At 68.4% G+C, this 26,821-nt stretch carries 27 protein-coding genes and 1 tRNA gene; 12 read left to right on the top strand and 16 right to left on the bottom strand.

The annotated features are described in order from the left end of the window. The first annotated feature begins 70 nt into the window (after positions 1 to 70). The 4 genes from uvrA (at position 71) to ISP17_RS16780 (ending at position 5,827) form a co-directional block, all read left to right on the top strand. On the top strand, positions 71 to 3,010 hold the full coding sequence (uvrA, locus tag ISP17_RS16795; protein WP_404635179.1) for an excinuclease ABC subunit UvrA: 2,940 nt from the start codon (positions 71 to 73) through the stop codon (positions 3,008 to 3,010). Then, positions 3,007 to 3,528, top strand: a complete 522-nt coding sequence (locus tag ISP17_RS16790) for an acyl-CoA thioesterase (RefSeq protein ID WP_404635177.1) — start codon at positions 3,007 to 3,009, stop codon at positions 3,526 to 3,528. The genes uvrA and ISP17_RS16790 overlap by 4 nt, the downstream gene beginning before the upstream one ends. Positions 3,529 to 3,632: 104 nt before the next feature. After that, a complete protein-coding gene (locus tag ISP17_RS16785; protein WP_404635175.1) occupies positions 3,633 to 5,051 on the top strand; it encodes a DUF4139 domain-containing protein in 1,419 nt (472 codons plus the stop codon). 23 nt (positions 5,052 to 5,074) lie between these two features. Then, entirely contained in the window at positions 5,075 to 5,827 is a 753-nt protein-coding gene (locus ISP17_RS16780) for an enoyl-CoA hydratase/isomerase family protein (protein ID WP_404635173.1), read from the top strand. Between the two features lie 18 nt (positions 5,828 to 5,845). On the opposite strand, the gene ISP17_RS16775 is transcribed toward ISP17_RS16780, so the two are convergent. Genes ISP17_RS16775 through ISP17_RS16760 form a run of 4 tightly spaced genes read right to left on the bottom strand, consistent with a single transcriptional unit; the run spans position 5,846 to position 8,214 of the window. Continuing rightward, positions 5,846 to 6,694 carry a sulfurtransferase gene (locus tag ISP17_RS16775; RefSeq protein ID WP_404635171.1) on the bottom strand — a complete coding sequence of 283 codons (849 nt, stop codon included), beginning with the start codon at positions 6,692 to 6,694 and terminating at the stop codon, positions 5,846 to 5,848. Beyond that, positions 6,691 to 7,293: a CoA pyrophosphatase gene (locus tag ISP17_RS16770; protein WP_404635169.1), complete on the bottom strand. Its 603-nt coding sequence runs from the start codon at positions 7,291 to 7,293 to the stop codon at positions 6,691 to 6,693. The genes ISP17_RS16775 and ISP17_RS16770 overlap by 4 nt, the downstream gene beginning before the upstream one ends. Then, positions 7,293 to 7,487 (bottom strand): DUF1289 domain-containing protein, encoded by a 195-nt coding sequence (locus ISP17_RS16765; RefSeq protein ID WP_404635167.1) that lies wholly within the window; start codon positions 7,485 to 7,487, stop codon positions 7,293 to 7,295. Before ISP17_RS16765 ends, ISP17_RS16770 begins: the two co-directional genes overlap by 1 nt. Before the next feature lie 34 nt (positions 7,488 to 7,521). Next, positions 7,522 to 8,214 (bottom strand): FKBP-type peptidyl-prolyl cis-trans isomerase, encoded by a 693-nt coding sequence (locus ISP17_RS16760; protein ID WP_404635165.1) that lies wholly within the window; start codon positions 8,212 to 8,214, stop codon positions 7,522 to 7,524. A 178-nt stretch (positions 8,215 to 8,392) separates the two neighbouring features. Here ISP17_RS16760 and ISP17_RS16755 point away from each other — a divergent pair, with 178 nt between their 5' ends. Further along, positions 8,393 to 9,175, top strand: a complete 783-nt coding sequence (locus ISP17_RS16755; RefSeq protein WP_404635163.1) for an enoyl-CoA hydratase/isomerase family protein — start codon at positions 8,393 to 8,395, stop codon at positions 9,173 to 9,175. A 115-nt stretch (positions 9,176 to 9,290) separates the two neighbouring features. On the opposite strand, the gene ISP17_RS16750 is transcribed toward ISP17_RS16755, so the two are convergent. The 5 genes from ISP17_RS16750 to ISP17_RS16730 all read right to left on the bottom strand — a co-directional run bounded on the left by ISP17_RS16750 (position 9,291) and on the right by ISP17_RS16730 (position 15,917). After that, the gene (locus ISP17_RS16750) at positions 9,291 to 10,232 is read right to left on the bottom strand and encodes a DUF1684 domain-containing protein (RefSeq protein ID WP_404635161.1); all 942 of its coding nucleotides are present in this window, start codon (positions 10,230 to 10,232) and stop codon (positions 9,291 to 9,293) included. Between the two features lie 71 nt (positions 10,233 to 10,303). Next, the gene (gene mutL / locus ISP17_RS16745; RefSeq protein WP_404635159.1) at positions 10,304 to 12,127 is read right to left on the bottom strand and encodes a DNA mismatch repair endonuclease MutL; all 1,824 of its coding nucleotides are present in this window, start codon (positions 12,125 to 12,127) and stop codon (positions 10,304 to 10,306) included. A gap of 163 nt (positions 12,128 to 12,290) precedes the next feature. Then, positions 12,291 to 13,772 carry an N-acetylmuramoyl-L-alanine amidase gene (locus ISP17_RS16740; protein ID WP_404635157.1) on the bottom strand — a complete coding sequence of 494 codons (1,482 nt, stop codon included), beginning with the start codon at positions 13,770 to 13,772 and terminating at the stop codon, positions 12,291 to 12,293. A 203-nt stretch (positions 13,773 to 13,975) separates the two neighbouring features. Next, complete coding sequence (gene tsaE / locus ISP17_RS16735; RefSeq protein ID WP_404635155.1) at positions 13,976 to 14,440, bottom strand: tRNA (adenosine(37)-N6)-threonylcarbamoyltransferase complex ATPase subunit type 1 TsaE; 465 nt, start codon at positions 14,438 to 14,440, stop codon at positions 13,976 to 13,978. Then, entirely contained in the window at positions 14,433 to 15,917 is a 1,485-nt protein-coding gene (locus tag ISP17_RS16730; protein WP_404635153.1) for an NAD(P)H-hydrate dehydratase, read from the bottom strand. Before ISP17_RS16730 ends, tsaE begins: the two co-directional genes overlap by 8 nt. Positions 15,918 to 15,970: 53 nt before the next feature. Between ISP17_RS16730 and queG the strand changes: the two genes are divergently transcribed. Then, complete coding sequence (queG, locus tag ISP17_RS16725) at positions 15,971 to 17,065, top strand: tRNA epoxyqueuosine(34) reductase QueG (protein WP_404635151.1); 1,095 nt, start codon at positions 15,971 to 15,973, stop codon at positions 17,063 to 17,065. Continuing rightward, a complete protein-coding gene (locus tag ISP17_RS16720) occupies positions 17,062 to 17,454 on the top strand; it encodes a nuclear transport factor 2 family protein (RefSeq protein ID WP_404635149.1) in 393 nt (130 codons plus the stop codon). The genes queG and ISP17_RS16720 overlap by 4 nt, the downstream gene beginning before the upstream one ends. Before the next feature lie 43 nt (positions 17,455 to 17,497). On the opposite strand, the gene panD is transcribed toward ISP17_RS16720, so the two are convergent. The 5 genes from panD to pcnB all read right to left on the bottom strand — a co-directional run bounded on the left by panD (position 17,498) and on the right by pcnB (position 21,600). Further along, positions 17,498 to 17,884, bottom strand: coding sequence for an aspartate 1-decarboxylase (panD, locus tag ISP17_RS16715; protein ID WP_404635147.1), 387 nt, complete (start codon positions 17,882 to 17,884; stop codon positions 17,498 to 17,500). A gap of 101 nt (positions 17,885 to 17,985) precedes the next feature. After that, complete coding sequence (gene panC / locus ISP17_RS16710; protein WP_404635145.1) at positions 17,986 to 18,831, bottom strand: pantoate--beta-alanine ligase; 846 nt, start codon at positions 18,829 to 18,831, stop codon at positions 17,986 to 17,988. A 10-nt stretch (positions 18,832 to 18,841) separates the two neighbouring features. Further along, positions 18,842 to 19,672 (bottom strand): 3-methyl-2-oxobutanoate hydroxymethyltransferase, encoded by an 831-nt coding sequence (panB, locus tag ISP17_RS16705; RefSeq protein ID WP_404635143.1) that lies wholly within the window; start codon positions 19,670 to 19,672, stop codon positions 18,842 to 18,844. Positions 19,673 to 19,744: 72 nt separating this feature from the next. Beyond that, positions 19,745 to 20,242 carry a 2-amino-4-hydroxy-6-hydroxymethyldihydropteridine diphosphokinase gene (gene folK, locus ISP17_RS16700; protein WP_404635404.1) on the bottom strand — a complete coding sequence of 166 codons (498 nt, stop codon included), beginning with the start codon at positions 20,240 to 20,242 and terminating at the stop codon, positions 19,745 to 19,747. After that, positions 20,242 to 21,600, bottom strand: coding sequence for a polynucleotide adenylyltransferase PcnB (gene pcnB / locus ISP17_RS16695; RefSeq protein ID WP_404635141.1), 1,359 nt, complete (start codon positions 21,598 to 21,600; stop codon positions 20,242 to 20,244). Before pcnB ends, folK begins: the two co-directional genes overlap by 1 nt. Before the next feature lie 190 nt (positions 21,601 to 21,790). On the opposite strand from pcnB, the gene ISP17_RS16690 reads away from it, so the two are divergent. Both ISP17_RS16690 and fdxA read left to right on the top strand, forming a co-directional pair. Next, positions 21,791 to 21,866, top strand: a tRNA-Glu gene (locus tag ISP17_RS16690). A 47-nt stretch (positions 21,867 to 21,913) separates the two neighbouring features. After that, positions 21,914 to 22,237 (top strand): ferredoxin FdxA, encoded by a 324-nt coding sequence (gene fdxA, locus ISP17_RS16685; protein ID WP_404635139.1) that lies wholly within the window; start codon positions 21,914 to 21,916, stop codon positions 22,235 to 22,237. A gap of 98 nt (positions 22,238 to 22,335) precedes the next feature. On the opposite strand, the gene ISP17_RS16680 is transcribed toward fdxA, so the two are convergent. Both ISP17_RS16680 and dapA read right to left on the bottom strand, forming a co-directional pair. Beyond that, positions 22,336 to 22,923 carry a hypothetical protein gene (locus ISP17_RS16680; RefSeq protein ID WP_404635137.1) on the bottom strand — a complete coding sequence of 196 codons (588 nt, stop codon included), beginning with the start codon at positions 22,921 to 22,923 and terminating at the stop codon, positions 22,336 to 22,338. A 37-nt stretch (positions 22,924 to 22,960) separates the two neighbouring features. After that, positions 22,961 to 23,854, bottom strand: a complete 894-nt coding sequence (gene dapA / locus ISP17_RS16675; RefSeq protein ID WP_404635135.1) for a 4-hydroxy-tetrahydrodipicolinate synthase — start codon at positions 23,852 to 23,854, stop codon at positions 22,961 to 22,963. Between the two features lie 130 nt (positions 23,855 to 23,984). On the opposite strand from dapA, the gene ISP17_RS16670 reads away from it, so the two are divergent. From ISP17_RS16670 to ISP17_RS16660, 3 genes are all read left to right on the top strand, one after another. Continuing rightward, the gene (locus tag ISP17_RS16670) at positions 23,985 to 24,542 is read left to right on the top strand and encodes a glycine cleavage system protein R (protein ID WP_404635133.1); all 558 of its coding nucleotides are present in this window, start codon (positions 23,985 to 23,987) and stop codon (positions 24,540 to 24,542) included. Between the two features lie 242 nt (positions 24,543 to 24,784). Next, positions 24,785 to 25,246, top strand: coding sequence for a peroxiredoxin (locus ISP17_RS16665; protein WP_404635131.1), 462 nt, complete (start codon positions 24,785 to 24,787; stop codon positions 25,244 to 25,246). Positions 25,247 to 25,375: 129 nt separating this feature from the next. Next, positions 25,376 to 26,755, top strand: coding sequence for a PhoH family protein (locus ISP17_RS16660; protein WP_404635129.1), 1,380 nt, complete (start codon positions 25,376 to 25,378; stop codon positions 26,753 to 26,755). The last annotated feature ends 66 nt before the right edge of the window (positions 26,756 to 26,821 follow it).

Here is a 26,821-nt window from a genome sequence, read left to right as displayed (position 1 = left end):
CCGGCCGCCGGCGCGACGGTCCGATCACGGGGCATTGGTATAGTGATCGTTTCCCCCATATCACGGCGCGATGGACACCATTCGCATCCGCGGCGCACGCACGCACAATCTCAAGAACATCGACCTGGACCTGCCGCGCGATCGCCTGATCGTGATCACCGGCCTGTCCGGCTCGGGCAAATCCTCACTCGCCTTCGACACCATCTACGCCGAGGGACAGCGGCGCTACGTCGAGTCGCTCTCGGCGTATGCGAGGCAGTTCCTGTCGATGATGGAGAAACCCGATGTGGACCACATCGAGGGCCTGTCGCCGGCGATCTCGATCGAGCAGAAATCCACCTCGCACAACCCGCGCTCCACGGTGGGCACGATCACCGAGGTGTACGACTATCTGCGCCTGCTGTACGCCCGCGTGGGCACGCCGCGCTGCCCCGACCACGGCATTCCGCTGGAGGCGCAGACGGTCAGCCAGATGGTCGATGCCACGCTGGCAATGGATCCGGAAAAGCGCCTGATGCTGCTGGCGCCGGTGATCCGCGACCGCAAGGGCGAGCACGTGCAGGTGTTCGACCAGCTGCGCGCCCAGGGCTTCGTGCGCGCCCGCGTCGACGGTGCGGTATACGACCTGGATGCCGTGCCGCCGCTCACCCTGCGCCAGAAGCACACCATCGAAGTGGTGATCGATCGCTTCCGCCCACGCGAGGACATCAAGCAGCGCCTGGCCGAGTCGTTCGAGACCGCGCTAAGGCTGGGCGACGGGCTGGTGCTGCTGGCCGACATGGACCACACCGACCAGCCGGACCAGATGCTCTCCTCGCGCTACTCCTGCCCGGTGTGCGACTACTCGCTGCCGGAGCTGGAACCGCGGCTGTTCTCGTTCAACTCGCCGATCGGCGCCTGCCCCAGCTGTGACGGTCTGGGCGTGACCCAGGTGTTCGATCCGGCCCGCGTGGTCGGCCATCCAGAGCTCTCGCTGGCCGGCGGCGCGATCCGCGGCTGGGATCGGCGCAACCCGCACTATTTCCAGCTGCTGCAGTCGCTGGCTGCGCACTACGGCTTTGACGTCAACGAGCCGTGGAAAAACCTGCCGGCCGCCACCCAGCAGGCGGTGCTGTTCGGCAGCGGCAAGCAAGCGATCGCCTTCCGCTACCTCACCGAGCGCGGCGGGCGGGTCACCCGCGAGCATCCGTTCGAGGGCATCGTTCCCAACCTCGAACGGCGCTACAAGGAAACCGAATCGGCCGCGGTGCGCGAGGAGCTATCCAAGTACATCAGCGACCAGCCCTGCCCCACCTGCGAAGGCCAGCGGCTGAACCGCTCGGCGCGCAACGTGTTCGTGGCTGACCACGCGCTGCCCTCGCTGACCCATCGCTCGATCGACGACACGCTGGCGTTCTTCGACACGCTCACCCTCACCGGCTGGCGCGGCGAGATCGCGGTGAAGATCGTCAAGGAGATCCGCGAGCGGCTCACCTTCCTAAACGACGTGGGCCTGAACTACCTCACGCTGGATCGCCAGGCCGACACGCTGTCCGGCGGCGAGGCGCAGCGCATCCGGCTGGCCAGCCAGATCGGCGCCGGCCTGGTCGGCGTGATGTACGTGCTCGACGAGCCCTCGATCGGCCTGCACCAGCGCGACAACGAGCGCCTGCTCGGCACGCTCACCCGCCTGCGCGACCTGGGCAACACGGTGATCGTGGTCGAGCACGACGAGGACGCCATCCGCATGGCCGACCACGTGCTCGACATCGGCCCCGGCGCCGGCGTGCACGGCGGCGAGATCGTGGCGCAGGGCACGGTGGAGGACATGCTGGCTTCGCCGCGCTCGGTCACCGGTCAATTCCTCTCCGGCAAGCGCGCCATTGAGGTGCCGGAGAAGCGCCGCCAGCCGATCGACAAGGCGTCCTGGCTGCACCTCAAGGGCGCCAGCGGCAACAACCTGAAGAACGTCGACCTGTCGGTTCCGGCCGGCCTGTTCACCTGCGTCACCGGCGTGTCCGGCTCGGGCAAGTCCACGCTCGTCAACGACACGCTGTTCCGCCTCGCCGCGATGGAATTGAACGGCGCGGGCACGCAGCCGGCACCGTACGCCTCGGCCTCGGGCATGGACCTGTTCGACAAGGTGGTCGACATCGACCAGTCGCCGATCGGCCGCACGCCGCGCTCCAACCCGGCCACCTACACCGGCCTGTTCACCCCGTTGCGCGAGATGTTCGCGCAGGTGCCGGAGGCGCGCTCGCGCGGCTACACCGCCGGCCGCTTCAGCTTCAATGTGCGCGGCGGCCGCTGCGAGGCCTGCGAAGGCGACGGCATGATCAAGGTGGAGATGCACTTCCTGCCCGACGTTTATGTGCCCTGCGACGTCTGCCACGGCAAGCGCTACAACCGCGAGACGCTGGACATCCTCTACAAGGGCCACACCATCGCCGACGTGCTCGACATGACGGTGGAGGACGCGCTGAAGCTGTTCGAGAACGTGCCGACCATCGCCCGCAAGCTCGACACGCTGCGCGCCGTGGGGTTGGACTACATCAAGCTCGGGCAGAGCGCGACGACGCTGTCTGGCGGCGAAGCGCAGCGCGTAAAGCTGTCCAAGGAGCTCAGCAAGCGCGATACCGGTCGCACGCTTTACATCCTCGACGAGCCCACCACCGGCCTGCACTTCCACGACATCGAGCAGTTGCTCGACGTGCTGCATCAGCTGGTCGACCAGGGCAACACGGTGGTGGTGATCGAGCACAACCTCGACGTGATCAAGACCGCCGACTGGATCGTCGACCTCGGTCCCGAGGGCGGCTCCGGCGGCGGACGCATCCTGGTGTCGGGCACGCCGGAAACGGTGGCCGCCACGCCCGGCTCGCACACCGGCCGCTTCCTCGCGCCGCACCTCACATCCACTCACGCCACCAAGTCCAAGCGGGCCGATGCGCCCAAGCGCACCAAGGCCGCCACCAAGCACATTGCCTCGGCCGACAAGCACCGGCCCATGCCCAGGAAGAAGCGTTCGTGAGTTCTCCGCAGGACACCCCGAAGCCGGCGCGCAAGCCGCGCGCAAGCAAGGCCGCCGGCACACCCGCGGCCGCCGATACCATCACCGCGCCGGTCGAAGACCGTGCACACCCTGCGCCGCTGTTCGTGGCCCGTCTCGACGTGCGCTGGCGCGACCTGGACGCCTTCAACCACGTCAACAATTCCACCTACCTCACCTACCTCGAAGAGGCGCGGCTGCAGTGGTTGCGTCACGTCCCCGGCCCATGGTTCGACGAAGCGTCGATGCCCGTGCTCGCGGCCAGCAACCTCAACTACCGCCAACCCATCGCCTGGCCGGGCCATCTGGCCGTGGAGCTGTTCTGCGAGCGGCTGGGCAACAGCTCGATCACCCTCGCCCATCGCATCTTCGATGCAGACGACGGCGAGCGGCTCTACTGCGACGGGCATGTGGTGCTGGTGTGGATGAACCCCGCCACCGGCAAGCCGGTACCGCTGCCGCAGGCGATCCGCGACTCGGCGGCCGCTGCCGCGGCTTGAACGCACGACGCCGCCCGACGGGGTCGTGCGCCCAGCGACACCGATGTCTGCGCTTCATGCGGTGTCGGTAAGATCGCCGGCACCGCTTTGACAAGGAGTTCGCCGTGCGCAAGACGCCCCTCGCCCTTTTGCTGCTGACGCTCGCCACCGGCGCCGCTGCCGCCGAACACGGCGAGATCACCATCTACCGCAGCGACGATGCCTCGCTGTTTGCCAACGACGGCGCCAGCGTCCCGGCCGGCTACGCCCAGGTGCGCCAGCCGCGCACGGTGAACCTAGCCGCCGGTGTGCAGGACATCCACCTCGGCGGCCTGCCGCTGTATCTGGACCCGGAAGCGCTGGCACTGGAGTTCGACGACGCCAGAGCCTCGGTGATCTCGCAGCGGCTGCAGCTGGCCCAGGGCGGCTCGGCGCTGGTCGGCGGCCTGGTCGGACGCAAGGTGGACGTGCTCGGCGACCAGGGCAACGTGATCGCCAGCGGCACCCTGCTCTCGGCCGGCGGCCCGCTGCAGATCCGTCAGGACGACGTCACCGTGCTGGTACACGACTATGCCGCGGTACGTGCCATCGGCACGGTCGACGGCGGCTCCCGGCTGGACCTGCGCGTGGACGCGCGACATGCCGGACCGGCCACGGCGCAGCTTAGCTACGTGACGGGCGGCCTCGGCTGGCGTGCCTCCTACATCGGCACGCTTGCCGATGCCGGGGCTTGCCGGCTCGACCTGCAGTCGCGTGCCAGCGTCGCCAATCGCAGCGGCAGTGACTGGCACGACGTGCAGGTCACGCTCATCGCCGGCGAGCCGCGGCTGGACAAGTCGGCCGCGCCGGTGATGACCATGGCGTTTCGCGGCAAGGCCGCCGACCTGCCGCAACAATCCACGCTTGCCGACTACCGCAGCTACCGCCTGCCCGCGCCGGTCGACCTGCCGGACGGCAGCGTCAGTCTGCTGCCGCTGTACGCGCCCAAGAGCATCGCCTGCGAGCGCACCGCGCTGTACGAGACCGGCGGCAGCTACCAGCCCCCGCAGCCGATGACGCAGCCGTCGATCATGGTCGAAGGACCAACAAACGTGGTCGGCACGCTCGCCTTCCGCGCCTTCGACAGCCTGCCGGCTGGCTACCTGCGCGTGCTGGCCCGCGACGACCGCGGCGCCGCGCAGGTGATCGGCGAAAGCCGCATCGAGGACACCCCGAAGAGTGGCGAGGTCAAGCTCACCCTCGGCAGCGTGTTCGACCTGCGCGCCAAGCGCGAGCGCACCGCGTTCCACGTCGATCGTGACGGCCGCACCATGGACGAAGCCTTCAGCCTCGTCTTCACCAATGCGGGCGACAGCGCGCGCACCGTCACCGTGCGCGAGCACCCGTCGCGCTGGCGCACCTGGGTACTGGCCTCCTCCAGCCTCAAGCCCACCGTCACCACCGCCGACACGCTGGGCTTCGCGGTGAAGGTGCCGGCGCACGGCAGCGCCACCCTCGACTACGCGGTGCGCTACACCTGGACCGCCGACGACCAGCCGCAATAAGCCCGACCCTCAGGGAAACGACCATGCTCAACCGCATCACCCACGACACCATCGTCGAACTCCAGCTGGCCCGCCCGCCGGTCAACGCGCTGAATCTCGAACTGCTGCGCAGCCTGCGTGCCGCGCTGGAAGAAGCGCCCGCAACCGGCGCGCGCGGCATCGTGCTGTCCGGCGCACCGGGCATGTTTTCCGCCGGCGTCGACGTGCCGGCACTGATGGGCCGCGAACGCAGCGAGGTGCGTGCGTTCTGGCGCGAGTTCTTCGCCGTCTGCGCGGCGTTGGCCCGCTCGCCGGTGCCGGTGGTGGCGGCGATCACCGGACACAGCCCGGCCGGCGGCGCGGTGCTGTCGCTGTTCTGCGACTACCGTGTGATGGCCGAGGGGCCGTTCAAGATCGGCCTCAATGAGGTGCAGGTGGGGCTCAGCGTGCCCACTTGCATCCAGCTGGCGCTGCGCCGCGTGGTGGGTACCTACCGCGCCGAGCGGCTGCTGGTGGCCGGCGCGATGATCGAATCGTCCCAGGCGCTGGCCTGCGGCATGGTCGACGAACTCACCGGCGTGGACCAGGTCACCACCCGCGCGCTGCACTGGCTGCGCGAACTGCTGGCGCTGCCGGCGCATGCGATGCTCGCCACCCGCGCGCTGGCCCGCGCTGACCTGGCCGATGCATACGCCGATGTGGATGCGCTGCCGCTGGATGCGTTCGTGGACGGCTTCTTCCACCCGCAGACCCAGGTCGTGCTGCAAGGCCTGGTGGACCGGCTGCGCAAGAAATGAGTCGAGCCGGCCGGGCGCTCAGCCCGGTCCGGTGGCCACCGGCCGCGACGGATCGCTGACCCAACCGCTCCACGAGGGTGCGTACAGCCGCGAGCCGGTCAGTCCGGCGTGCTCCATCGCCAGCAGGTTGTGGCAGGCAGTGACGCCGGAGCCGCAGGAGTGCACCACCTGCGATGACGGCTGTCCGTCGATCACCGCAAGGAACTCCTGCCGCAGCTCGCCGGAAGACTTGAAACGTCCGTCGACGGCGAGGTTGTCCGCGAACGGACGATTCTTCGCGCCGGGTACGTGGCCACCCACGCGGTCGAGCGGCTCGGTCTCGCCGCGGTAGCGGGGGGCGGCGCGTGCGTCGAGCAGCAGTTGCTCCGGCCGCGCCGTCACGGCGGCATGATCGAGGATGAGCTGCGCGGGGTCGTAGTGGATCGTCACCTGCGTCGGCGCGCGCTCCGGCAACGACGCTTCCAGCGGCAGCCCGGCGGCGGTCCACGCGCCGAGGCCGCCGTCGAGCACGGCCACTGCGCGCTCGCCGATGAGCCGCAGCAGCCACCACAGCCGCGCCGCGGCAAGTGCACCGCCCGCGGCGTCGTACGCCACTACCTGCACGCCCGGATGCCAGCCCCAGCGGCCGAGTACGGCCGCGAAATCCGCCTCCAGCGGCAGCGGATGCCGGCCCAGCCCGAGCGACTGGCGCGAGAGGTCGGACAGGTCGCGGTCGAGGCTGGCATAGACCGCCCCGGGAATGTGTCCGGCACGCCAGTCGCGCTCGCCCTTGCCGGGATCGGCGAGGTCGACGCGGCAATCGACGATCAGCACCTCGTCGGGCGGCAACGCAGCCAGCTCGGCGGCGGAAATCAGCGTGGTCTTCATGCGCGTCCCATCCTCTGCAGCAGGTTCAGCATCATCGCCGCGGTGGCGCCCCAGATGCGGTGTCCGCCGTGCAGGAATTCGACCATGGGCCGCTGATGGCCGCGAAATTCCATCGTGTAGCGGCGCAGGTTGCCCGGCTCCAGGAAGAACCCCAGCGGCACCTCGAACACCTCGGCCACCTCGTCCGGTGCCGGCGTCAGCCGGGCGTGCTCCGCGATGCGCGCCACCACCGGCGTCACGCAGTAGCCGCTGATGGTCTCGAACACGTCCAAGAAGCCCAGCGGCGACACCAGGCCCGGGTCCAGGCCGATTTCCTCTTTGCTCTCGCGCAGGGCGGTGGCGATCGCATCGCGATCGTCCGGATCGCTGCCGCCGCCGGGAAACGCCACCTGGCCCGCGTGCGACGGCAGGTGCGCCGTGCGCACGGTGAGCAGCACGCGCGGCTGAACGCCCTCGCGCACGCCCACCAGCACCGCCGCGGGTCGGCGCACGGCAGTGCCGAGCAGTTCGCTCATGTGCGCGTGGTTCCAACCCGGCGGCTGCGGCGGCTCGGCCAACGGCAGCAGCGCGGGCTCCAGCGCGTGCCAGATCCGCTCCATCACGAGGCCTTGCGGGTCGGCAGCACCACGCGCATGAGGTACAGCCGCTCGGTATCGGGCATGGTGCCCCAGCGCGCAATCTCGCCCATCGAGCGCTGGCAGCCCAGGCAATAGCCGCGACCGTCCAGCCGGCACAGGCCGATGCAGGGCGTCAGCGGCGCCTGGGAGAAGGAAGCACGGGGATCGGTCGACATGGCCCGCGATGATAGCGCCTGCACGGCGCACCGATCAGGGGTTGGCGATGTCCAGCAGCTCGATGTCGAACACCAGCGCCTCGTTCGGACCGATGCGCGGCAACGCGCCACGCTCGCCATAGGCCAGCTTTGGCGGGATCACCACCTTCCAGCGATCGCCCACGTGCATGCGCGGGATCACGTCGCGCCAGCCGGGGATCACGCTGTTCACCACGAAGCTCACCGGGTTGCCGTGGGCGAAGGTGCTGTCGAACTCGGTGCCGTCGATCAACATGCCGCGGTAGTTGACGGTGACCTTGCTGTCCACCGTGGGGCTGGTGCCGCCCTGCCCCTGCTTGATCACTGCGTACTGCACGCCCGAGGGCAGCTGCACCACGCCGGGCTGGGTGCGGTTGTGCGCCATGTACTGCTCGCTCTTGCGGGCGTTGCCGGCGGCGACGCGGCGGAACTCGTCCACCGCGCGGGCGTGCATCTGCTCGTCCAGCGCATGCAGCTGGGCGCGCATGTCCGGCATCGGCACGCTCGGCGGGCGCTTGGCGGCGGCGTCCTGGATCGCCCGCTGCAGCGTGGCCAGGTCGACGGACGGCTCGCCGTCAGCGAACTGGCTGCCGATCTGGTAGCCGATCGCGTAGGACAGCTTGGCCTTGTCGATGGTGGGGACGGCGAGTGGCTTGGGAGACTGCTGCGCCTGCGCGACCGTGCCGATCAGCCCGAGTCCCGCCGCCATGAACCGTCCTGCCCACTTCACCATGCCGCTCTCCGAAACCGTGACGCCAGGCGGGCATGCTATGCGCTATGCCTGCCCGACGCAGCATCGCCGGGTGCGATACCCGGCATGAGATTCCGGCCGGTCGCAAAGGTTCCCGCTGCTACCATCTGCGCTTTTTCTGCCGCAGGTTCCTGCCATGGCTTACCGCAACCTAGAGATCGCCGACCGCGGCGCCGTCCGCACCATCACCGTAGCCCGCCCGGACAAGCTCAACGCACTCAATCGCGACACGCTCAACGAGCTCACCCTCGCCTTCACCCAAGCGGCGCAGGAAGACAGCGTGCGCGCGGTGGTGCTTACCGGCAGCGGCGAGAAGGCCTTTGTTGCTGGTGCCGACATCGCCGAGATGAGCGGCTACACGCCGCTGCAGGCGCAGTCGTTCTCGCGCACCGGGCAGCGCCTGATGAGCCTGATCGAACGCCTCGGCAAGCCGGTGATCGCGCGCATCCAGGGCTTTGCGCTGGGCGGCGGCATGGAGCTGGCGATGGCCTGCCACCTGCGCGTGGCCAGCGAGAAGGCGAAGTTCGGCCAGCCGGAGATCAATCTCGGCCTGATCCCCGGCTTCGGCGGCACCCAGCGCCTGCTGCGCCTGGCCGGCCGCGGCGCGGCGCTGGAGCTGTGCCTCACCGGCGCGACGATCGGCGCGCAGCGCGCCCACGAGCTGGGCATTGTGACCCGCGTGGTAGCACCCGAGGCGCTGGACGAATCGGTCGATGCCCTCGCCGACCAGCTCGCCGCCGCGGCGCCGCTGGCCGCCGCCGGCATCCTCGACGCCGTACTGCAGGGCGGCGAAACCGGTCTCGACCAGGGTCTGGAGTTCGAAACCCAGGCATTCGCCCTGGTGTTCTCCAGCGGGGACATGCGCGAAGGCACGCGCGCCTTCCTCGACAAGCGCAAGCCCGAGTTCAAGGGCCGCTGAATCCCCTCGCGTAACTGCGGTAGGCGCCCACTCGCGGGCGATGCTTTTCGCTTTGATGCGGCATCGGAGCCAAGAGCATCGCCCGCGAGCGGGCTCCTACCAGGGGACGCAGGCTTTAGTGGTGGCTGCCTGCGTACTTTTTCTCGCCGGCGGTCACGGCGATATCCAGCCGGTTTTCCGGCGGCGCCAGCGGACAAGTCGCGAACGGCGTGAACGCACACGGCGGGTTGTACGCGCGGTTGAAATCCAGCACCACGCTGCCGGGCTGCTTCACGCCGCCGGCGGGCAGTGCGGCGTATAAGAAGCGAGCCGCGCCATAGGTTTCCTTGCCCGAGGTGCGGTCGGCGATCACGAAGAACAGCTCGCCGCCCGGCTCTTCCTGGTAGGGCAGCAGTTCGAAGGTCTTGCCGTCGCGCTCGAATACCGCCTTGCCGGGTACGTCGACGGCGTCGATGGTGCCGATCACCGAGCCGATCTCCAGCTTGTGCGGCGGATCGAACGGCACCCACTTCGCCACGATGCGCCACGAAGGGTCGATCGGAAACGAATCGATGCCTAGGAAATGCCTGCGGGTGGGCGCCTCGGTGTCCTTCACGCGCAGCGCCTTGCGGCCGTCGCGATCGATCACGTAGAAGCTCGCGGTGCCGAATTGCACGGTCGTCGGGTTGCCGGCCCCGGCGTGCATGTCGTCGATCAGCGGTGCGCTGGTGACGGTCTTGCCGTCCACGGTGGCACCGCTGCCACCGGCGGGCGCAAAGCTCAGCGCGCCGTCCTTGCCCAGCGTCACGGTGCCCAGGTGATCCGGGCCCGCGGCCAGCACGATATCGTTGTCCGCCGCATGGCCGACGCGGTTCACGCCCTCGTGCAGCCACTCCAGGCCAATCAGGCTGAGCCAGCCGTCCGGCGCAGTCAGACTCTGCAGCCGGCCCTGCCGCCAATGCTCGACTTCGCGCGTGACGTCCTGGGCGGAAAGAGTCGGGACTACGGGAACATCGGCAGCGTGCACGAGCGGAACTCCAAGCAGTAAGGCGACAGCCAGCGGGGCGCGACGGATCATCAGGCGGTCAGCCGGTGGGGAGGGAACGCCGAGTATGGGCAGCGCTCGGGCAGCGAGGCAAATGCCGCCGGTCAGCGGCCGCGCAGGAACAGCCGGTCCAGCTCGGCCAGGCTCAGCTGGGTCCAGGTCGGGCGTCCGTGATTGCACTGGGCGGAGCGCTCGGTCGCCTCCATCTCGCGCAGCAGCGCATTCATTTCCGGCAGGCTCAGGCGACGGCCGGCGCGCACCGACCCGTGACAGGCCATGGTCGAGAGCAGCTCGTTTTCCAGCTCCTGCAACCGGCGCGAGCTGCCGTGCTGGGCGAGCTCCGCCAGCACGTCGCGGGTGAGCTGGCTCACGTCCGCGCCTTCCAGCAGCGCCGGGATGCGCCGTACCACCACTGCCGACGGGCCGCCGCGCGACAACTCCAGCCCCCATGCCGCCAGCGCCTCGGCATGCTCCTCGGCGGCCGCCGCTTCCTTCGCGCTCACGGCCAGGCTGAGCGGCACCAGCAGCACCTGCGAGCGCAGGTGGTTGGCGGCGCGCGCGGCCTTCAGCTTCTCGTAGGTGATGCGCTCGTGCGCCGCGTGCATGTCGACCAGCACGAGGCCGTGCTCGTTCTCCGCCAGCACGTAGATGCTCTTGAGCTGGGCGATCGCAAAGCCCAGCGGCGGCGCCTGGTCGGGGCTGTCCGGCGCCATGGAGGGGGCGGCCCAGTCGGAGGAGTCCACCCGCGGCGGCGATGCTCCGAGCAAGGCGGCATAGTCGCCCAGCGGTTGTTCGCGTACGCCCAGGCTGAGCCGATTCTGCATCGCCGGTCCGCTGGACCAGCCGCCACCGTACGACGATGATGAGGCGGCGATTGCGCCCGTCGATGCCGTGTCGGCTACGGCAGCCGGCTGCATGGCCTGTCCCGCGCGCGTCTGCGCCAGCGCTTCGTGCAGGCTGCGGAACAGGAAGTCGTGCACCAGCCGCTGCTCGCGAAAGCGCACCTCGTGCTTGGCCGGGTGCACGTTGACGTCCACGCCCACCGGGTCGAGTTCCAGATACAGCACGAACGCGGGATGGCGGCCGTGGAACAGCACGTCCGCATACGCCTGGCGCACGGCGTGGGCCACCACGCGATCGCGCACGAGGCGGCCGTTGACGTAGAAGAACTGCGAATCGGGCTGGCCGCGCGAAGCGGTGGGCAGGCCGACCCAGCCGGACAGGCGCAGTCCGGCGGCCGCGTGGTCGATGCGCAGGCTGCGCTCGGGAAACTCCTCGCCGAGCACGTCGGCCACGCGCGCCAGGGCGGCCTGCTCATCGCGCGCGGCCTTCCACACGCGCACCGGCTTGCCGTTGTGGCTGAGCCGGAACTCCACCCCGCTGCGCGCCAGCGCAAGTGACTTCAGCAGGTCGTCGATGTGCGCGAACTCCGTGCGTTCGGCGCGCATGAATTTCCGCCGCGCCGGCACGTTGTAGAACAGGTCGCGCACTTCCACGCTGGTGCCCGGTGGATGCTGTGCCGGTCGCGCGGCCTGCAGCTTGCCGCCGTCCACCTCGATGCGGAACGCTGCCTCCGCGCCGCGCGCGCGCGAAGTCAGCGCAAAGCGCGCCACCGACGATACCGATGCCAGCGCCTCGCCGCGAAAACCCATGCTGGCGACGTGCTCCAGATCGTCGAAGCTGCCGATCTTGCTGGTGGCGTGCGAGGCTACCGCGAGCGGCAGCTCGTCCGGTGCGATGCCGCCGCCGTCGTCGCGCACGCGGATCAACCGCGCGCCACCCTGCTCGATGTCGACCTCGACGCGCGTGGCGCCCGCGTCGAGACTGTTTTCCACCAGTTCCTTCACCACCGACGACGGCCGTTCGATGACCTCGCCAGCGGCGATCTGGTTGATGAGTTCGGGAGGCAGCACGCGGATGACAGGCATCGGCGTAGCTTACGGGAGTGGCTGTAGATCGAGAAGGCGAGCGGTCTGGCAAGCACCGTTGGATGGGACCACCGGCATGGTCACCACCGTTCCTTCAACATCGCTTCGCTCAGGGCGGATGCAACGAACCGGTCGCTGCAGTGCCGTCTGAAGGATCGGCGCGTCAGCCGGCGGGAATCGCCAGCACTGCACCGGCGTGGACGGTGTTGCCGTCGATGCGATTGGCGCTCTTGAGCGCGCCGACACTCACGCCGTACTGGCGCGCGATGCTGCCGAGGCTCTCGCCGCGGGCGACACGATGCAGGTCGCGCACGGACGCATCCGCGCGGCCGGAAGTGACGGCCGAGGAGCCGCTGCTGTCGGTGTCGGGCTGCGCGGCAGCCAGCATGGCGCCGCTGCGGCGGGCCGCCTCGGCGGCAAACCAGGTGCCCGGCGGAGGCGTCGATTCGAAGTAGTTGCGCACGCCGCCCATCACCGCCTGCGCCAGTTCGGTCTGATGGGTCGGATCGCGCAGCTTGCGCTCTTCGGCCGGATTGCTGATGAAGGCGGTCTCGACCAGGATCGACGGCACGTCCGGCGAGCGCAGCACCACGAAGTTGGCGCGCTCCACGTAGCCGCGATGCGTCGGCCCGAGATGTCCCAGGGCCTTGAGCACGTTGCCCGCGATCGACTCGCTGGCCTGCATCGCGTAACCCTGCTGCAGGTCCAGCAGCACCGCGGCGAGGCTGTCGTCCTTGTCGTCCAGCGATACGCCGCCGATCAGGTCGGCGCGATTTTCGCGATCGGCCAGCCAGCGGGCCGCCTCGCTGGTCTTGCCGCGCGGCGACAGTACCCACACCGACGAACCCTTCGCGTCGCCGTTCTTGAACGCATCGGCGTGGATGGAGACGAACATGTCCGCGTTCTTCTCGCGGGCGATCTGGTAGCGGCGCTTGAGCGGGATGAAGTAGTCGCCGTCGCGCGTGAGCACGGCTTGCATGCCCGGCTGCTTGTTGATCAGCGCAGCCAGCTGGCGCGCCACGGCGAGGGTGACGTTCTTCTCCAGCGTGCCGCCCGGGCCGTGCGCGCCCGGATCGTCGCCGCCGTGTCCGGCATCGACCGCCACCACCACCTTGCGCTGGCCGCCCATCTGCTCGGCCACCTGACGCAAGGTCATCACCTCGCTCGGCGTGGCCTTGTTCGCGTGCACGGCCTTCATCACGGGCGGCGGCGCACTGGCGGCCACCGGAGCGCTTGCAGTCTTGCTAGCGCCGTCGGGATAGAGGTCCAGCACCAGCCGGTAACCATATCCACCGCCGGGCTTGAGCACGAAGCTCTTGGGCGCGCTGTGCGCATCCACGTCGGCGACCAGTTCAAGCCGGCCACCGCGACGACGACTGCTCAGCCCCTTGAACCGGCCCTGCGCCGACGGTGTGGCGAACTCTGAAGCCAGCCGGTCGTTGCCCAGATCGATCTGCACCTTGCCGTCGCCCTGGTGAAGCTGGTAGCTCACCGGGCCGCTGAGATCGAACACCACGCGGGTGTAGTCCGGGCCAGCCCAGACCCGCGCGGCGCGAACGTCGGCGGCGCGGGCCGACAGCGCGGGGAAGCCAGCGGAAGTGGCCGCCAGCGCGATCAAGCCGATCCTGAACAGGGATGCCCTCATGGCCTGCATTGAATCGCAGCGAAAACGCCATTGCAAGCATTTTTTCCTTGGATATCCGCTACCTGCACCGCATTTGTCAGGCGATATCCAGAAGCCCCCTGCAAGCCGCGCTTTTTCAGGCATTAATCGCCCCGGCACAACGCCAATTTTTCCTTGCAGAAACGGAAACTTAGCCGCAAGGCATCGCCGTGGGCCGGTATTGATCAGGTCGCCTGGAGCCGACGCAGCAGGCGCTCACCGCGATCGTTGTCGGCACGCAACACGACGCGACGGCCGGCACCGGCGTAATCGAGAAACACCTCGACATCGGCGGCGGGAATGGCGCCTGCACCTCGCTGCGGCCACTCGATGAGGACCACCGCACCGGGCTCGCCCAGCGCGTCCATGCCGAGCCATTCGAGCTCGTCCGGATCGGCGATGCGATAGAGATCCAGATGCCACGCCTGCGCATCACCCAACGGATAGGACTCCACCAGGCTATAGGTCGGGCTCTTGATTCGGCCGGACACGCCCAGCGCATGCAGCAACGCGCGCGCGAATGAGCTCTTGCCGGCACCGAGGGGGCCGTGCAGATAGCAGACCAGTCCGCCGTCGATGGCCGCACCGACCCGTCCGGCCAGCGCCGCGGTCGCTGCCTCGTCGGGCAGGTCCACGCTTAGCTCACGCATGACCCAGGCCGTTGCCGAGCCGGCGCAGCGGGTCGAACAGGTCGCCGGCGAGCAGGCCGCGCTCGCCCGCTTCGGCGGCGGTATCGCCCGCCCGCGCATGCAGGCCCACGCCGAGGCAGGCAGCCTCCCACGCCGTGGCACCCTGTGCCAGCTGGGCGGCAATGACGCCGGTAAGCACATCGCCCATGCCGGCGACCGCCATCCCCGGATTGCCCCACGGACACACGGCGAGCCGTCCATCCGGATGGGCGATCAGGCTGCCCGCCCCCTTCAGCACGACCACCGCGCCGTGCCGACGCGCCAGCTCGCGGGCAGCGGCGAAGCGATCGGCCTGCACGTTGGCGATCTCCACGCCGAGCAATCGGGCCGCCTCGCCCGGATGCGGCGTCAGCACGGCCGCGCGTTCGAATCGCCGCGGCTCGCGGGCAAGCAGGTTGAGACCATCGGCATCGAGCACCAGCGGCCGATCCGAGTCGAGCGCGGTCAGCCACAGCGCGTGACCCCAGGCGCCCTGCCCCAGCCCGGGCCCCACGGCGAGCACGTCGGAACGTTCAATCAGCGGGGCCAGCGCCTGCGGCCCGTTCACGCCATGCGCCATCAGCTCCGGACGTCCGGCATTGAGCGCCGGGACATGTGCCTCGTGAGTCGCCACGCTCACCAGCCCGGCCCCCGAACGCAGCGCCGCCTCGCCGCACAGGCGGACCGCGCCAGCCATGCCGTGCTCGCCGCCGATCACCAGCAGATGGCCGTTGTCGCCCTTGTGCGCCACCCGCAAACGCGGCGGCAGGTGGCTCGCCCGCAGCAGCTCGGCATCGTGCGGCTGGTCCTGCCAAAGGCTTTCCGGCAGCTGGAGCGTGTCGAGTTCGAGCCGGCCGACGTGATCGGCCGCCACGCCGGTATGCAGCCCGCGCTTGGCCGCGATGAAGCACACCGTGACCACTGCGCGCACCGCCACGCCGGGGCAAGTGCCGAGGTCGGCATTCAGGCCGGAAGGCACGTCCAGCGCAAGCACCGGCTTGCCGCAGGCGTTGATGCGCTCGATCAGGCCAGCGACCGGCGCCTCGGGTGCGCGGTTGAGGCCGCTGCCGTAGAGCGCATCCACATGCACGTCCGCATCCGGCCAGGGCGCGGTCGGATCGAACAGATGCACGCGGCCGCCAGCAAACTCGAAGGCCGTGCGGGCCTGCAGGGCGTCGCCTGTGGCCTGGCCGGACAGCGCGACCAGCTCCACCTGGCAGCCGGCCTCTTTCGCCAGCGCACCCAGCAGATAACCGTCACCGCCGTTGTTGCCCGGACCACACCACACAGCGAGGCGGCGAGCCTGCGGCCAGTGCCGCCGCAGGCTGGCTAGCCCCGCAGCGGCGGCACGGCGCATCAATTCGAAACCCGGAATACCGAGCACCTCGATGGCACGGCGGTCGAGCGCACGCACCTGCTCGACGGTGTACAGCGCGTGGCGGTGGTCGGTGTCGGTCATCGGCGGATTATAGGCAACGCGGGGCGCGGCGCCGCAGCGCTTAAACTAGCCGCATGCCTGCCCCGGATCTTCCCGCCATCGACTACGCCGCGCTCGCGCGGTCGATCAAGCAATGGGCGCGCGAACTGGGTTTTGCCGACACCGGCATCAGCGGCGTCGATCTGGCCCGCGACGAGCAGCACCTGCAGCAGTGGCTGGCCGACGGGCACCACGGCGAGATGGATTACATGGCGCGCCACGGCGCCAAGCGCAGCCGGCCGCAGGAACTCGAACCGGGTACGCAGCGGGTCATCTCGGTGCGCATGGATTACGCGCCGCCGGACATCGGCAGCGCCTGGTCGGTGATAGGGAACGGCGAGCTGGGTTACATCTCGCGCTACACGCTGGGGCGTGATTACCACAAGCTGATGCGCGGGCGCCTGCAGAAACTCGCCGAGCGCATCCGCGGGGAAATCGGCGAGTTCGGCCATCGCGCCTACGTCGACTCCGCTCCGGTGCTGGAGAAGGCGCTGGCGCGCAACGCCGGGCTGGGCTGGATTGGCAAGCACACGGTGCTGATCCATCGCCGCGCCGGTTCGTACTTCTTCCTCGGCGAGCTGTATACCGACCTGCCGCTGCCGGTGGACGTGCCCGCCACAGAGCACTGTGGCAGTTGCCGCCGCTGCATCGACATCTGCCCCACGCAGGCCATCGTGGCGCCGTACCGGCTCGATGCGCGACGCTGCATTTCCTATCTCACGATCGAACTCAAGGGCAACATCCCGGAAGAGTTACGCAAGCCCATGGGTAATCGCATCTTCGGCTGCGACGACTGCCAGCTGGTGTGCCCCTGGAACAAGTTCGCGCAGCAGACCGAAGAGCCGGATTTCGCGCCGCGCCACCAGCTCGACGGCGCCCGCCTGACCGAGCTGTTCGGCTGGAGCGAGGACGAGTTCCTGCGCCGCACCGAAGGCATGGCGATCCGTCGCACCGGCTACGAAGGCTGGCTGCGCAACATCGCCGTGGCGCTGGGCAACGCGCCGCGCTCGGAGCCGGTGCTGGCCGCGCTGCGCGCGCGCGCCGACCATCCCTCGGCCGTGGTGCGCGAACACGTCGCCTGGGCCCTGCAGCAGCACGAGGCATCCACCGTGACCGGAGACGAGCGATGAACGAGCACCTGAAAGCAATGCCGCGACTGGAGGAGGTGCTGGAGGACTTGCGCCAGCTGGAGCCGATCTTCCACCGCCCCGAGTCTGGCGCCGGCCCCGCCGACGGCGAACGGATCACCGAACCCGGCTTCTGGGAAATCGGCGCGTCCGGCCAGCGTTACAGCCGCGACGACGTGCTCGAAGTATTGCGCCAGCGCGTGGCGCATCCGCCCCATGAATCGCTGGCCGCGGACGACTTCGCCTGCCATCCGCTGTCGCCGAGCCTGTACCTGCTGAGCTATCGGCTGCGCCAGGACGAGCGCATCACGCGGCGCACCACGCTGTGGCGGCGCACCGTGGAAGGATGGAAGGCGGTGTATCACCAAGGCACGCCGGTGGCTCACCCGTAACCAGGGCGTGGGCGCCGCAGCGCACCACGCGGTCGGACGGACCTCAGGCCGCGGCCATCTGGGTTGGGATCGAGCGATTGGTGTGCGAGATGCCGTTCTTCGCGTCGGCGTACACCAGCATCGGCTGATGCGCTTCGGCCTCGGCTTCGGACAGCTGGGCAAACGCGGCGATGATGATCAGGTCGCCCGGCTGCGCGCGATGCGCGGCGCTGCCATTCACCGAGATGATGCCCGAGCCGGCCTCGGCCTTCAGCGCATAGGTGACGAAGCGCTTGCCGTTGTTGATGTTCCAGGCGTGGATCTGCTCGTACTCGCGGATGCCCGACGCTTCGAGCAGCAGGCTGTCGATGGCGATGGAACCTTCGTAGTGGAGCTCGGCGTGGGTCACCGTGGCGCGGTGGATCTTGGCCTTGAGCATGGTCAGGTGCATGGCATCACTTCCGGCAGGTACGGCCTGCGTAGCCGACAATTATCGAACCGCCGGCCATGCGCTGCAACACGACCGGCTTTGCAGCCCAATAATGGTGGCGTTCAGTCGAACAGCAAGTTGTCGATGAGCCGCGTACTGCCCAGCCGCGCGGCGACCAGGCCCACCAGCCCCGTGCGCTCCTCGCCACTGGGCGGCAGAAGATCTTCCGCCCGGCGAATCGCCACGTAATCGGGTGCGAACCCGGCGCGCTCTAGCTGCGAGGCGGCCGCCTGCTCCACCACGCTCACCGCGTGCCCCTTGGCGATCAACTCGCGCATCTGCACCAGCATGGCGTGGATGCGCGGCGCCAGCGCGCGCTCCTCGGACGTCAGGTACTGGTTGCGCGAACTCAGCGCCAGACCATCCTCCGCACGCTGCGTGGGCGCACCGATCACCTTCACCGGCAAGCCGAGGTCGCGCACCATCCGCTCGATCACCTTCAGCTGCTGGAAATCCTTCTGTCCGAACACGGCCAGATCCGGCTGCACCAGATTGAACAGCTTGCACACCACGGTCGCCACGCCGTCGAAATGGCCAGGCCGATGCGCCCCTTCCAGCGTTTCGGTGATCTGCGGCACGCGCAGGCTCACGGTGTTGGTGGGGCCATACGGATACATGGTGGCCACGTCGGGGGCGAACAGCAGGTCGCAATCGTGTTCGGCCAGCCCGGCTTGATCCTGCACCAGCGTGCGCGGGTAGCGGTCGAAATCCTCGTTCGGCCCGAACTGCGTGGGATTGACGAACACGCTGGCAATCACCCGGTCAGCACGCATCCGCGCCAGGCGGATCAGCGAGAAGTGGCCGGCGTGGAGATTACCCATGGTGGGCACGAAACCCACGGTCTGTCCGGCGGTGCGCCAGCCGCGAATCGCGGCACGCAACGCGCCGGCATCTTGCACGGTCTGCATCGAAAGAACCTCAGTTGAAGCAGTGCTCGGGAGCAGGAAACACGCCGCGGCGCACCTCGTCGGCGTAGGCGGCGATGGCGGCGGCCACCGAGTCGCGGCCGAGCAGGAAATCCTTGCTGAACTTGGGACGCTTGCCCGGCGTGACGCCGAGCAGGTCGTGCAGCACCAGCACCTGGCCGTCGCAGTGCGGGCCCGCGCCGATGCCGATGGTGGGAATGGCGACGGCCTCGGTGATGCGCTGGGCCAGCGACGTCGGCATGCCTTCCAGCACGATCAGGTCGGCGCCGGCCGCTTCCACGGCCCGCGCCTCGGCCAGCACGCGATCGGCCGCCTCCTGTTCGCGGCCCTGGATGCGGAAACCGCCGAACTTGTGCACCGACTGTGGTGTCAGGCCCAGGTGCGCGCACACCGGAATCGCCCGCGCCACCAGCGCGCTGATGGCCTCCAGCACGTGCGGCGCAGCGCCTTCGAGCTTGACCATCGCCGCACCGCCCTCGCCCACCAGACGCGCTCCGGCCTCCAGCGCATGCGCCGTGTCGCGGTCGCTCATGAACGGCAGGTCAGCCACCAGCAGGGTCGAATGCAGGCCACGGGCGACGGCCGCCGTGTGATAGACCATGTGGTCGAGCGTGACCGGGAGCGTGCTTGCATGGCCTTGCACCACCATGCCGAGCGAATCGCCGACCAGCGCCACGTCCACCCCGGCACTTTCCAGTTGGAAGGCAAAGCTGGCGTCGTATGCGGTAAGCATGACGATGCGGCGCCCCTCGGCCTTCATCGCCCGCAGGCCCGGCGCGGTCACCGGCTTGCGGTCGGGGTTACTGGCGTTCTGCACGTACACGTGGCGATCCTGTTCGGGCGAGCGGGCCGCACATCATAAACCCTCGCCGCCGCAGTGCAGCACGGCAGGGAATCAATCCAGCGCAATGCAGCCGGCGGAGTCCACTCTTTGCAGCAACTCCGCGACCCGCCCCTGGCCCGGCAGCTCCAGCTGCGGCGCGACATCCGCCAGCGGCGCCAGCACGAACGCGCGCTCCCGGATGCGCGGATGGGGCAACGTCAGCGCGGGGTCGTCAAGCACGACGCCGTCCATGTGCAGCAGGTCCAGATCGAGCGTGCGCGGCCCCCAGCGCTCGCCGTCACGCACCCGGCCGGCGGCCGCCTCGATCATCAGCAAGGCATCAAGCAGCTGATGCGGAGAGAGCGCGGTGTGCAAACGCACGACCGCATTGATGAAGTCCGGCTGCTCGTGCATGCCCCAGGGAGCCGTGCGATAGAGCCGCGAGCGGGCCGTGATCGCGGTGGACGGCAGCGAACCCAAAGCGTCGATCGCCAAGCTCAGCGTTCGCTGCGAATCGCCCAGATTGCTGCCCAGCGCCACATAGGCATCGCGGGCCGGTACCGACGCGATCACGCCGAGCCGGATTTGCCAGACGGCTTGCGGCGACGGCGACGCTTGCGAGGCGGTCGTCCGACCGCAACCGCGGCGGGCGCGTCCGGCCCGATCGGGCCGCTGGCGGCCGGCAACGCAGCCGCCAGCACGTCCTGCGGCAGCTGCTGCGCATGCGCCCACCACTGGCCCAGTTCGCGCATCGCCGGCGACTCCTCCGCGCGCAGCAGCAGGAAGTCGAACGCCGCGCGAAACCGCGGCTGCGCGAGCAGGCGGAACACCCGCTTGCGCTGGATCTGCTCGAAGCGGGGCTGCAGAGACCAGATCTCTTCCATCGTGAACGTGAACCGCCGCGGGATCGCCACGCGCTGGCACTGCTCGCCCACCACGTGCGCTGCAGCGCGCGCCCAGGCTTCGGACAACTCCATGCCTTGGGCGATCCACGCGTGGGCGTGATCGCGCACCTCACCCCACAACAGTACGGCAAACAGGAAGGCCGGCGTCACCGACTTGCCCTCGATCACCCGTGCGTCGGTATTGGCCAGGCCCTGCTCCACCAGCGAGCGCAACGCGTGGTCGCCACGCTCCAGCGCCCGTGCGGTCGAGGGAAACAGGAATTTCAGCAAGCCGCACTGTTCAAGCATGCGGAAGCTCTTTAGGCCGTGCCCGCCCAGGAACATCTTGAGCGACTCGTCGAACAGGCGCGCCGGCGCCGCTTCGGTGAGCAGCGGACCGAGCGCCTCGAACGGGGCCGCCGCCGGGGCATCGATGCGGAACTCGAGCTTCGCCGCCAGGCGAGCGGCGCGCAGCATGCGTACCGGATCTTCCCGATAACGCGTCACCGGGTCGCCGATCAGGCGCAGCACGCGATCGGCCACGTCCTGCATGCCGCCGACGTAGTCGCGCACCGAGAAATCGCTGATGTCGTAATAGAGCGCATTGACACGGAAGTCGCGGCGCACCGCATCCTCCTCGATCGTGCCCCAGATGTTGTCGCGCACGATGCGGCCATCGACGATGTGCCGATCGCCCTCGGTGTCGTCCTCGCCGGTGCCGCGGAACGTGGCCACCTCGATGATCTCCGGCCCGAACACCACATGCGCTAGGCGGAAGCGGCGGCCGATAAGCCGGCAGTTGCGGAACAGCTTCTTGACTTCGTCGGGCGTGGCGTTGGTCGCCACGTCGAAATCCTTGGGGTGCCCGCCAAGCAGCAGATCGCGAACGGCACCACCGACGAGATAGGCATCGAAGCCGGCCTCGTTGAGGCGGTACAGCACCCGCAGGGCGGCCTTGCTGATGCTCTTGCGGGAAATCGCATGCTGGTCGCGCGGAATGATCCGCAGCGCAGGCGCGTCATCGTTCCCTGTCTGGAAGTTCAAGCGGTAAGAATCCCTGCCGATCGGAGAATCCCGGAAGCCTAGCGCACGTGCGGATGCAAGAGCATCCCGCAGATAGCCGCAGCGCACTGCGTGCCGCCGGAACAGTACGCAGGAGAACCGGCGCACCGAAGCGACAAAAGCATTGCCGAGCGAAACAATTTCGTTATACTAGCGCGCTCTGAAACAGAACGCTCCCTTCGTCTAGTGGCCTAGGACACCGCCCTCTCAAGGCGGGAACACGAGTTCGAACCTCGTAGGGAGCGCCAATTCAGTCCGGCCGAAGCGCCGGACGTCTCGACAGGCGATCGGCAGCATGACCTTTGTCGTCACCGACAACTGCATCAAGTGCAAGTACACCGATTGCGTCGAAGTCTGTCCTGTCGATGCCTTCCATGAAGGCCCCAATTTTCTCGTGATCGACCCGGACGAGTGCATCGACTGCACATTGTGCGAGCCGGAATGCCCGATCAACGCCATCTATCCGGAAGACGACGTGCCGGCGGGTCAGGAGAAGTTCGTGCCGCTGAACGCCGAGCTTGCCAAGGCATGGCCGGTGATCACCGAGCGCAAGGATCCTCCGGCTGACGCGAAGGCGTGGGAAGGCAAGCCGGACAAGATCGATCTGCTCGAACGCTGATCTTCCAGCAGACGCCCCGAACAACGGAAAGCGTCGAACCGGCATGAAAAAACGCCGCCTCTTGAGGCGGCGTTTTTTTGTTGCCCGGCGTCGGTGAATCAGCCGCCGAGCTTCGCCTTCAGGCCATCGACCAGCTTGGCCACGCCGGGCGCCTCGCCCTGCGCCCGCACTTCACTGCCGCTCTGGCCGCTGGGCGCGATCGAGACACTCACCTCGTGCGGCATGGCGCGGGACGCATCGCCCTCGCCCTTGCCACGCCCGAACAGGCGACCGAAGAAGCCGGGCTTCTTGCCGGTCATCGCAGCCGCCATCACGGTAACGGTGTAGGTGTGCGCCGCGTCGTCGCGCGCGGTGACCTGGCCGATCTCACCCTGCGCCAGCGCATCGCCCACGCGCTTGTACGCGGCATCGACGCTGTCGCTGAGCACGAAACCGTCGGTAATCGTGGCGTTGGCACCGGGTGCCGCGGCGGTTGCGCCATTGGCGGTGGGCTGGTTGGCGCCAGGCGGCGGAATCACCAGCGCTTCGCTGGCCGAGGGCGTATCCAGCCCAGGCGGAATCTCCAGCGGAGCTTCCTGCTTGGCCGTGTCCCACGACTTGTGCGAACGGAACATGCCGCAGCCCGAGAGCATGAGACCGGAGAGAAGCAGGGCCGGCAGGGCCACAGCGAGCGACGTTTTCTTCATGTAGTTGGATTTCCGTGGGAGAGTCATGTCGCCGGTTTCAGGCGGCGGCAGCCAGTGGAACAAGGCGGGCCAGCGCCCGGTGGATTTCGTCGCGCACCGCGCCGTTGGCAAGCTCGACCAGCGGCAGGCGCGGGACGGCCGTGCCCAGACCGAGCAACGGCAGGCCCGATTTCACCGCAATCGGGTTGGGCGCACCATTGAGCGCCTCCACCAGCGGTGACAGTCGCTCATCGATGCGCTCGGCCGCTTCCGCCTGGCCGGCCACCGCAGCATCGCACAGTTCGCGGAACACGCCGGGCACCAGGTTGGCGACCACCGAGATGGTTCCGGCGGCACCGGACAACATGGCCTGCCTGGCGGTGCCGTCGTCGCCGGAGAGATAGACGAAATCCGCCCGGACAAGTTCCGCCATCGCCCGGATGCGTTCGCCGTCGGCACGCGCCTCCTTGATGCCGATGATGCGCGGGTGATCGCGCAGCACGGACACGGTCTCGGGCAACATGTCGCAACCGGTACGCCCGGGGACGTTGTAGAGGATCACCGGCAGGCCACCGTAATCAGCCACCTCGGTGAAGTGCCGACGCAGCCCTTCCTGGGTCGGGCGCACGTAATAAGGCGTCACCACCAGCGCCGCATCGGCACCCAGCGCCGCGGCGCGGCGGGTCAGTGCCACCGTCTTGGCGGTACCGGCCTCGCCCGTGCCGGCGATCACCGGCACGCGGCCGGCCACGTGCTGCACGGCAAACGCGAGCAGTTGCTCGAACTCGTCGTGCTCGAGCATGTGCGCCTCGCCGGTGGAACCGGCCACCACCACGGACTGAGTGCCGCCGACGATCTGGTAATCGAGCAGGCGCGCAAAGCTGGCCAGGTCGAGCGAGCCATCATCGCTGAACGGGGTGGCCAGGGCGCAGATGCTTCCGCGGATGTCCAAGGGACGAATTCCAGCAAAAAATCGAGTCGTGCATGTTACTTGCGGGCTCGCGCGAGGGGCAAGTAAGCTCGAAAATCCAGCGCCTGACGCACTCGCATCAGGCGCTTCCCCGCACAGGCAGGCCTAATCTTTGAACCGCACCGCCCCGCGCGCTGGCAGCGATCATCAGCTGCTGATCCAGACCCTGTCCTCGACCAGCAAGAGTCCCTTGCTCACGCTGGCCCGGCGCATCGCCGATGCCGGCTGCAACCTGTCCGATGCGCGTGTCTCCGCGATCGGCGCCGACAGCTCTCTGCTGCTGGTGGCCAGCGGTGCCTGGGACGCGCTGGCCAAGCTGGAGAACGCACTCGGCAAGCTGGCCCGAGACGAGGACATGCACCTGGTGCACTACCGCACGCAGCCGCGCGAGCCAGATTCGCACTTGCTGCCGTATCTGGTGGAAGTGGTGAGCGCGGATCGCCCGGGCATCCTGGTGCGCATCGTGGAATTCTTCCACCGCAACCGGATCAGCATCGAGCAGCTCAATTCGATGCGCTACCAGGCGATGCAGACCGGTGCGGAAATGTTCCAGGCGCAGATCACGATCGGCATTCCGTCGGACAGCCATATCGCCACCTTGCGCGACGATTTCCTGGAGCTGTGCGACAGCCTCAACCTCGATGCCATCATGGATCCGGTCAAGTTCTGAGGATCGCGCGGCGAAAGCGCCCTGACAAGGGCTTTCATTCGCTGGCAGACGCGCTAGTCTCTGGGCCGGGACGTTTGTGAGGCCGGCCATGCAGTCAGGGCACCTTTCGTGGAACCACAGCCGCCTTCGCGGCCTCGCCCCGACCGCCACCGATATCGCCCCTCTCGCCGCCCACGCGGCCGCACCACCCTCCTCCCCATTCCATGACTGTGCGACGGCCCCCGGCCGCTGCAGGAGACCCCATGCCTGAGATCGGCAAGAAGATTCCCGCCCTGAAAGGGCACACCGGCGACGACTCCGGGCTGAAATTGTCGGATTACAAGGGCCAGTGGGTAGTGATCTATTTCTACCCCAAGGACAGCACGCCGGGCTGCACCACCGAAGCACAGCAGTTCCGCGACCTCTACCCGGCCTTCCGCAAGCGCAACGCCGAAGTCATCGGCGTGTCACGCGATTCGATCCGCTCGCATGCCAACTTCGCCGCCAAGCAGGGGTTGCCGTTTCCTCTGGTGTCCGACGCCGATGAAGTCTGGTGCAACGCATTCGATGTGATCCACGAAAAGGTGCTGTATGGCAAGAAGCACCTCGGGGTGGTGCGCAGCAGCTTCCTGGTCGATCCGGATGGCCGCCTCGCCGCCGAGTGGCGCGGCGTGAAGGTCGCCGGCCACGCGCAGGCCGTACTTGATGCTATCGCAGCGGCCTGATTCCCACCCGTCGATCGTGCTTCGGCGCCACGCGCGCGATCGACTTTTCCGCCGCCGATCTTCTCTGCGGCAACCAGTGGCGCCAGTGTCATTTCCCCTGTCCATCCCGCCCAGCGAGGTTTCTTCCGCATGACCGGAAGCAAGCGCATCTACGTGCTCGATACCAACGTGCTGCTGCACGACCCGACGTCGCTGTTCCGTTTCGAGGAGCACGACGTCTTCATCCCGATGACGGTGCTGGAGGAGCTGGACGAGAAGAAGAAGGGCGCCTCCGAAGTCTCCCGCAACGGGCGCCAGGTGAGCCGTTTCCTCAACGAGCTGATCGAGCGCGGCAACGGCCACGGCATCAAGGATGGCCTGTCGCTGGACAATCCGCAGGGGGTGAACCTCAAGCGCGGCGCCGAGACCGGCCGCCTGTACTTCCAGCAGCGGGCGACCAGCAACCACGGCAAGGCGGACAACCTGATCCTCGCCGCCGTGATCGAGCTGCGTGAGCAGCAGCCGGACCGGTCGGTGATCCTGGTCAGCAAGGACATCAACCTGCGCATCAAGGCCACCATCTACGGCATCGATGCGGAGGACTACGAGAACGACCGCGCGCTGGACGACTTCGCCCTGCTCTACACCGGCGCCACCGAGCTGCCGGAGTATTTCTGGGACCGCCATGCGGAGGTCGAGTCGTGGAACGAGCGCGGCCGTACCTTCTACCGGGTGGACCGCAACGAAGGCGAGGACTGGTACGCCAACCAGTGCCTGTTCCTGCCTGGCGAAGAGAGCGTCGAGCTGCGGGTAATGTCGGTCGACGAGGAGCAGGCCACGCTGGTGCTGCTGGATGACCACAGCCATCCCAACCACAGCGTGTGGGGCATCGCGGCGCGCAACCGCGAGCAGAACTTCGCGCTCAACGTGCTGATGGACCCGGACGTGGACTTCGTCACCCTGCTCGGTACCGCCGGCACCGGCAAGACCCTGCTGGCGCTGGCCGCGGGACTGGCCCAGGTGATGGACCAGCAGCGCTACCGAGAGATCATCATGACCCGTGCCACGGTCTCGGTCGGCGAGGACATCGGCTTCCTGCCCGGCACCGAGGAGGAAAAGATGACGCCGTGGATGGGAGCGCTCACCGACAACCTCGAGGTGCTGGCCAACCCGGAGGAAGGCGGCAGTTGGGGGCGCCAGGCCACCAACGACCTGCTCGCCTCGCGGATCAAGATCCGCTCGCTGAACTTCATGCGCGGACGCACCTTCCTGTCGCGCTACCTGATCATCGACGAGGCGCAGAACCTGAGCCCCAAGCAGATGAAGACGCTGATCACCCGCGCCGGCCCCGGCACCAAGATCGTCTGCCTGGGCAACGTGGAGCAGATCGACACGCCCTACCTCACCGAAACCACCTCCGGCCTGACCTACGCCGTGGACCGCTTCAAGCACTGGGCGCATTCGGCGCACATCACCCTGCGCCGCGGCGAACGTTCCCGCCTGGCCGACTTCGCCTCCGAGGCGCTGTAACCGTCCACTGCAGGAGTCCGCGCTCGCGGGCTCCTGCAGTGGACATCGCGTGAGGAACGTTCCTGC

The sequence above is a fragment of the Dyella ginsengisoli genome (assembly GCF_044904665.1).
Lineage (GTDB): Bacteria > Pseudomonadota > Gammaproteobacteria > Xanthomonadales > Rhodanobacteraceae > Dyella_A > Dyella_A ginsengisoli.
The sequence above is the reverse complement of the archived record's forward strand: the minus strand, read 5'-3'. Positions and strand labels throughout refer to the sequence as shown.

Excerpts from the sequence above, each read along its gene's own strand:
- tsaE (WP_404635155.1), bottom strand. The coding sequence starts at position 14,440 with ATGCGTGAGCTAAGCGTGGACCTGCCCGACGAGGCAGCGACCGCGGCG.
- ISP17_RS16780 (WP_404635173.1), top strand. The coding sequence starts at position 5,075 with ATGCTCAACCGCATCACCCACGACACCATCGTCGAACTCCAGCTGGCC.
- ISP17_RS16730 (WP_404635153.1), bottom strand. The coding sequence starts at position 15,917 with ATGACCGACACCGACCACCGCCACGCGCTGTACACCGTCGAGCAGGTG.
- ISP17_RS16660 (WP_404635129.1), top strand. The coding sequence starts at position 25,376 with ATGACCGGAAGCAAGCGCATCTACGTGCTCGATACCAACGTGCTGCTG.
- ISP17_RS16770 (WP_404635169.1), bottom strand. The coding sequence starts at position 7,293 with ATGGAGCGGATCTGGCACGCGCTGGAGCCCGCGCTGCTGCCGTTGGCC.
- ISP17_RS16775 (WP_404635171.1), bottom strand. The coding sequence starts at position 6,694 with ATGAAGACCACGCTGATTTCCGCCGCCGAGCTGGCTGCGTTGCCGCCC.
- ISP17_RS16680 (WP_404635137.1), bottom strand. The coding sequence starts at position 22,923 with ATGAAGAAAACGTCGCTCGCTGTGGCCCTGCCGGCCCTGCTTCTCTCC.
- ISP17_RS16750 (WP_404635161.1), bottom strand. The coding sequence starts at position 10,232 with ATGATCCGTCGCGCCCCGCTGGCTGTCGCCTTACTGCTTGGAGTTCCG.
- ISP17_RS16755 (WP_404635163.1), top strand. The coding sequence starts at position 8,393 with ATGGCTTACCGCAACCTAGAGATCGCCGACCGCGGCGCCGTCCGCACC.
- ISP17_RS16720 (WP_404635149.1), top strand. The coding sequence starts at position 17,062 with ATGAACGAGCACCTGAAAGCAATGCCGCGACTGGAGGAGGTGCTGGAG.
- panC (WP_404635145.1), bottom strand. The coding sequence starts at position 18,831 with ATGCAGACCGTGCAAGATGCCGGCGCGTTGCGTGCCGCGATTCGCGGC.
- ISP17_RS16760 (WP_404635165.1), bottom strand. The coding sequence starts at position 8,214 with ATGGCGGCGGGACTCGGGCTGATCGGCACGGTCGCGCAGGCGCAGCAG.
- ISP17_RS16740 (WP_404635157.1), bottom strand. The coding sequence starts at position 13,772 with ATGAGGGCATCCCTGTTCAGGATCGGCTTGATCGCGCTGGCGGCCACT.
- ISP17_RS16665 (WP_404635131.1), top strand. The coding sequence starts at position 24,785 with ATGCCTGAGATCGGCAAGAAGATTCCCGCCCTGAAAGGGCACACCGGC.
- queG (WP_404635151.1), top strand. The coding sequence starts at position 15,971 with ATGCCTGCCCCGGATCTTCCCGCCATCGACTACGCCGCGCTCGCGCGG.
- panD (WP_404635147.1), bottom strand. The coding sequence starts at position 17,884 with ATGCACCTGACCATGCTCAAGGCCAAGATCCACCGCGCCACGGTGACC.
- uvrA (WP_404635179.1), top strand. The coding sequence starts at position 71 with ATGGACACCATTCGCATCCGCGGCGCACGCACGCACAATCTCAAGAAC.
- ISP17_RS16765 (WP_404635167.1), bottom strand. The coding sequence starts at position 7,487 with ATGTCGACCGATCCCCGTGCTTCCTTCTCCCAGGCGCCGCTGACGCCC.
- mutL (WP_404635159.1), bottom strand. The coding sequence starts at position 12,127 with ATGCCTGTCATCCGCGTGCTGCCTCCCGAACTCATCAACCAGATCGCC.
- fdxA (WP_404635139.1), top strand. The coding sequence starts at position 21,914 with ATGACCTTTGTCGTCACCGACAACTGCATCAAGTGCAAGTACACCGAT.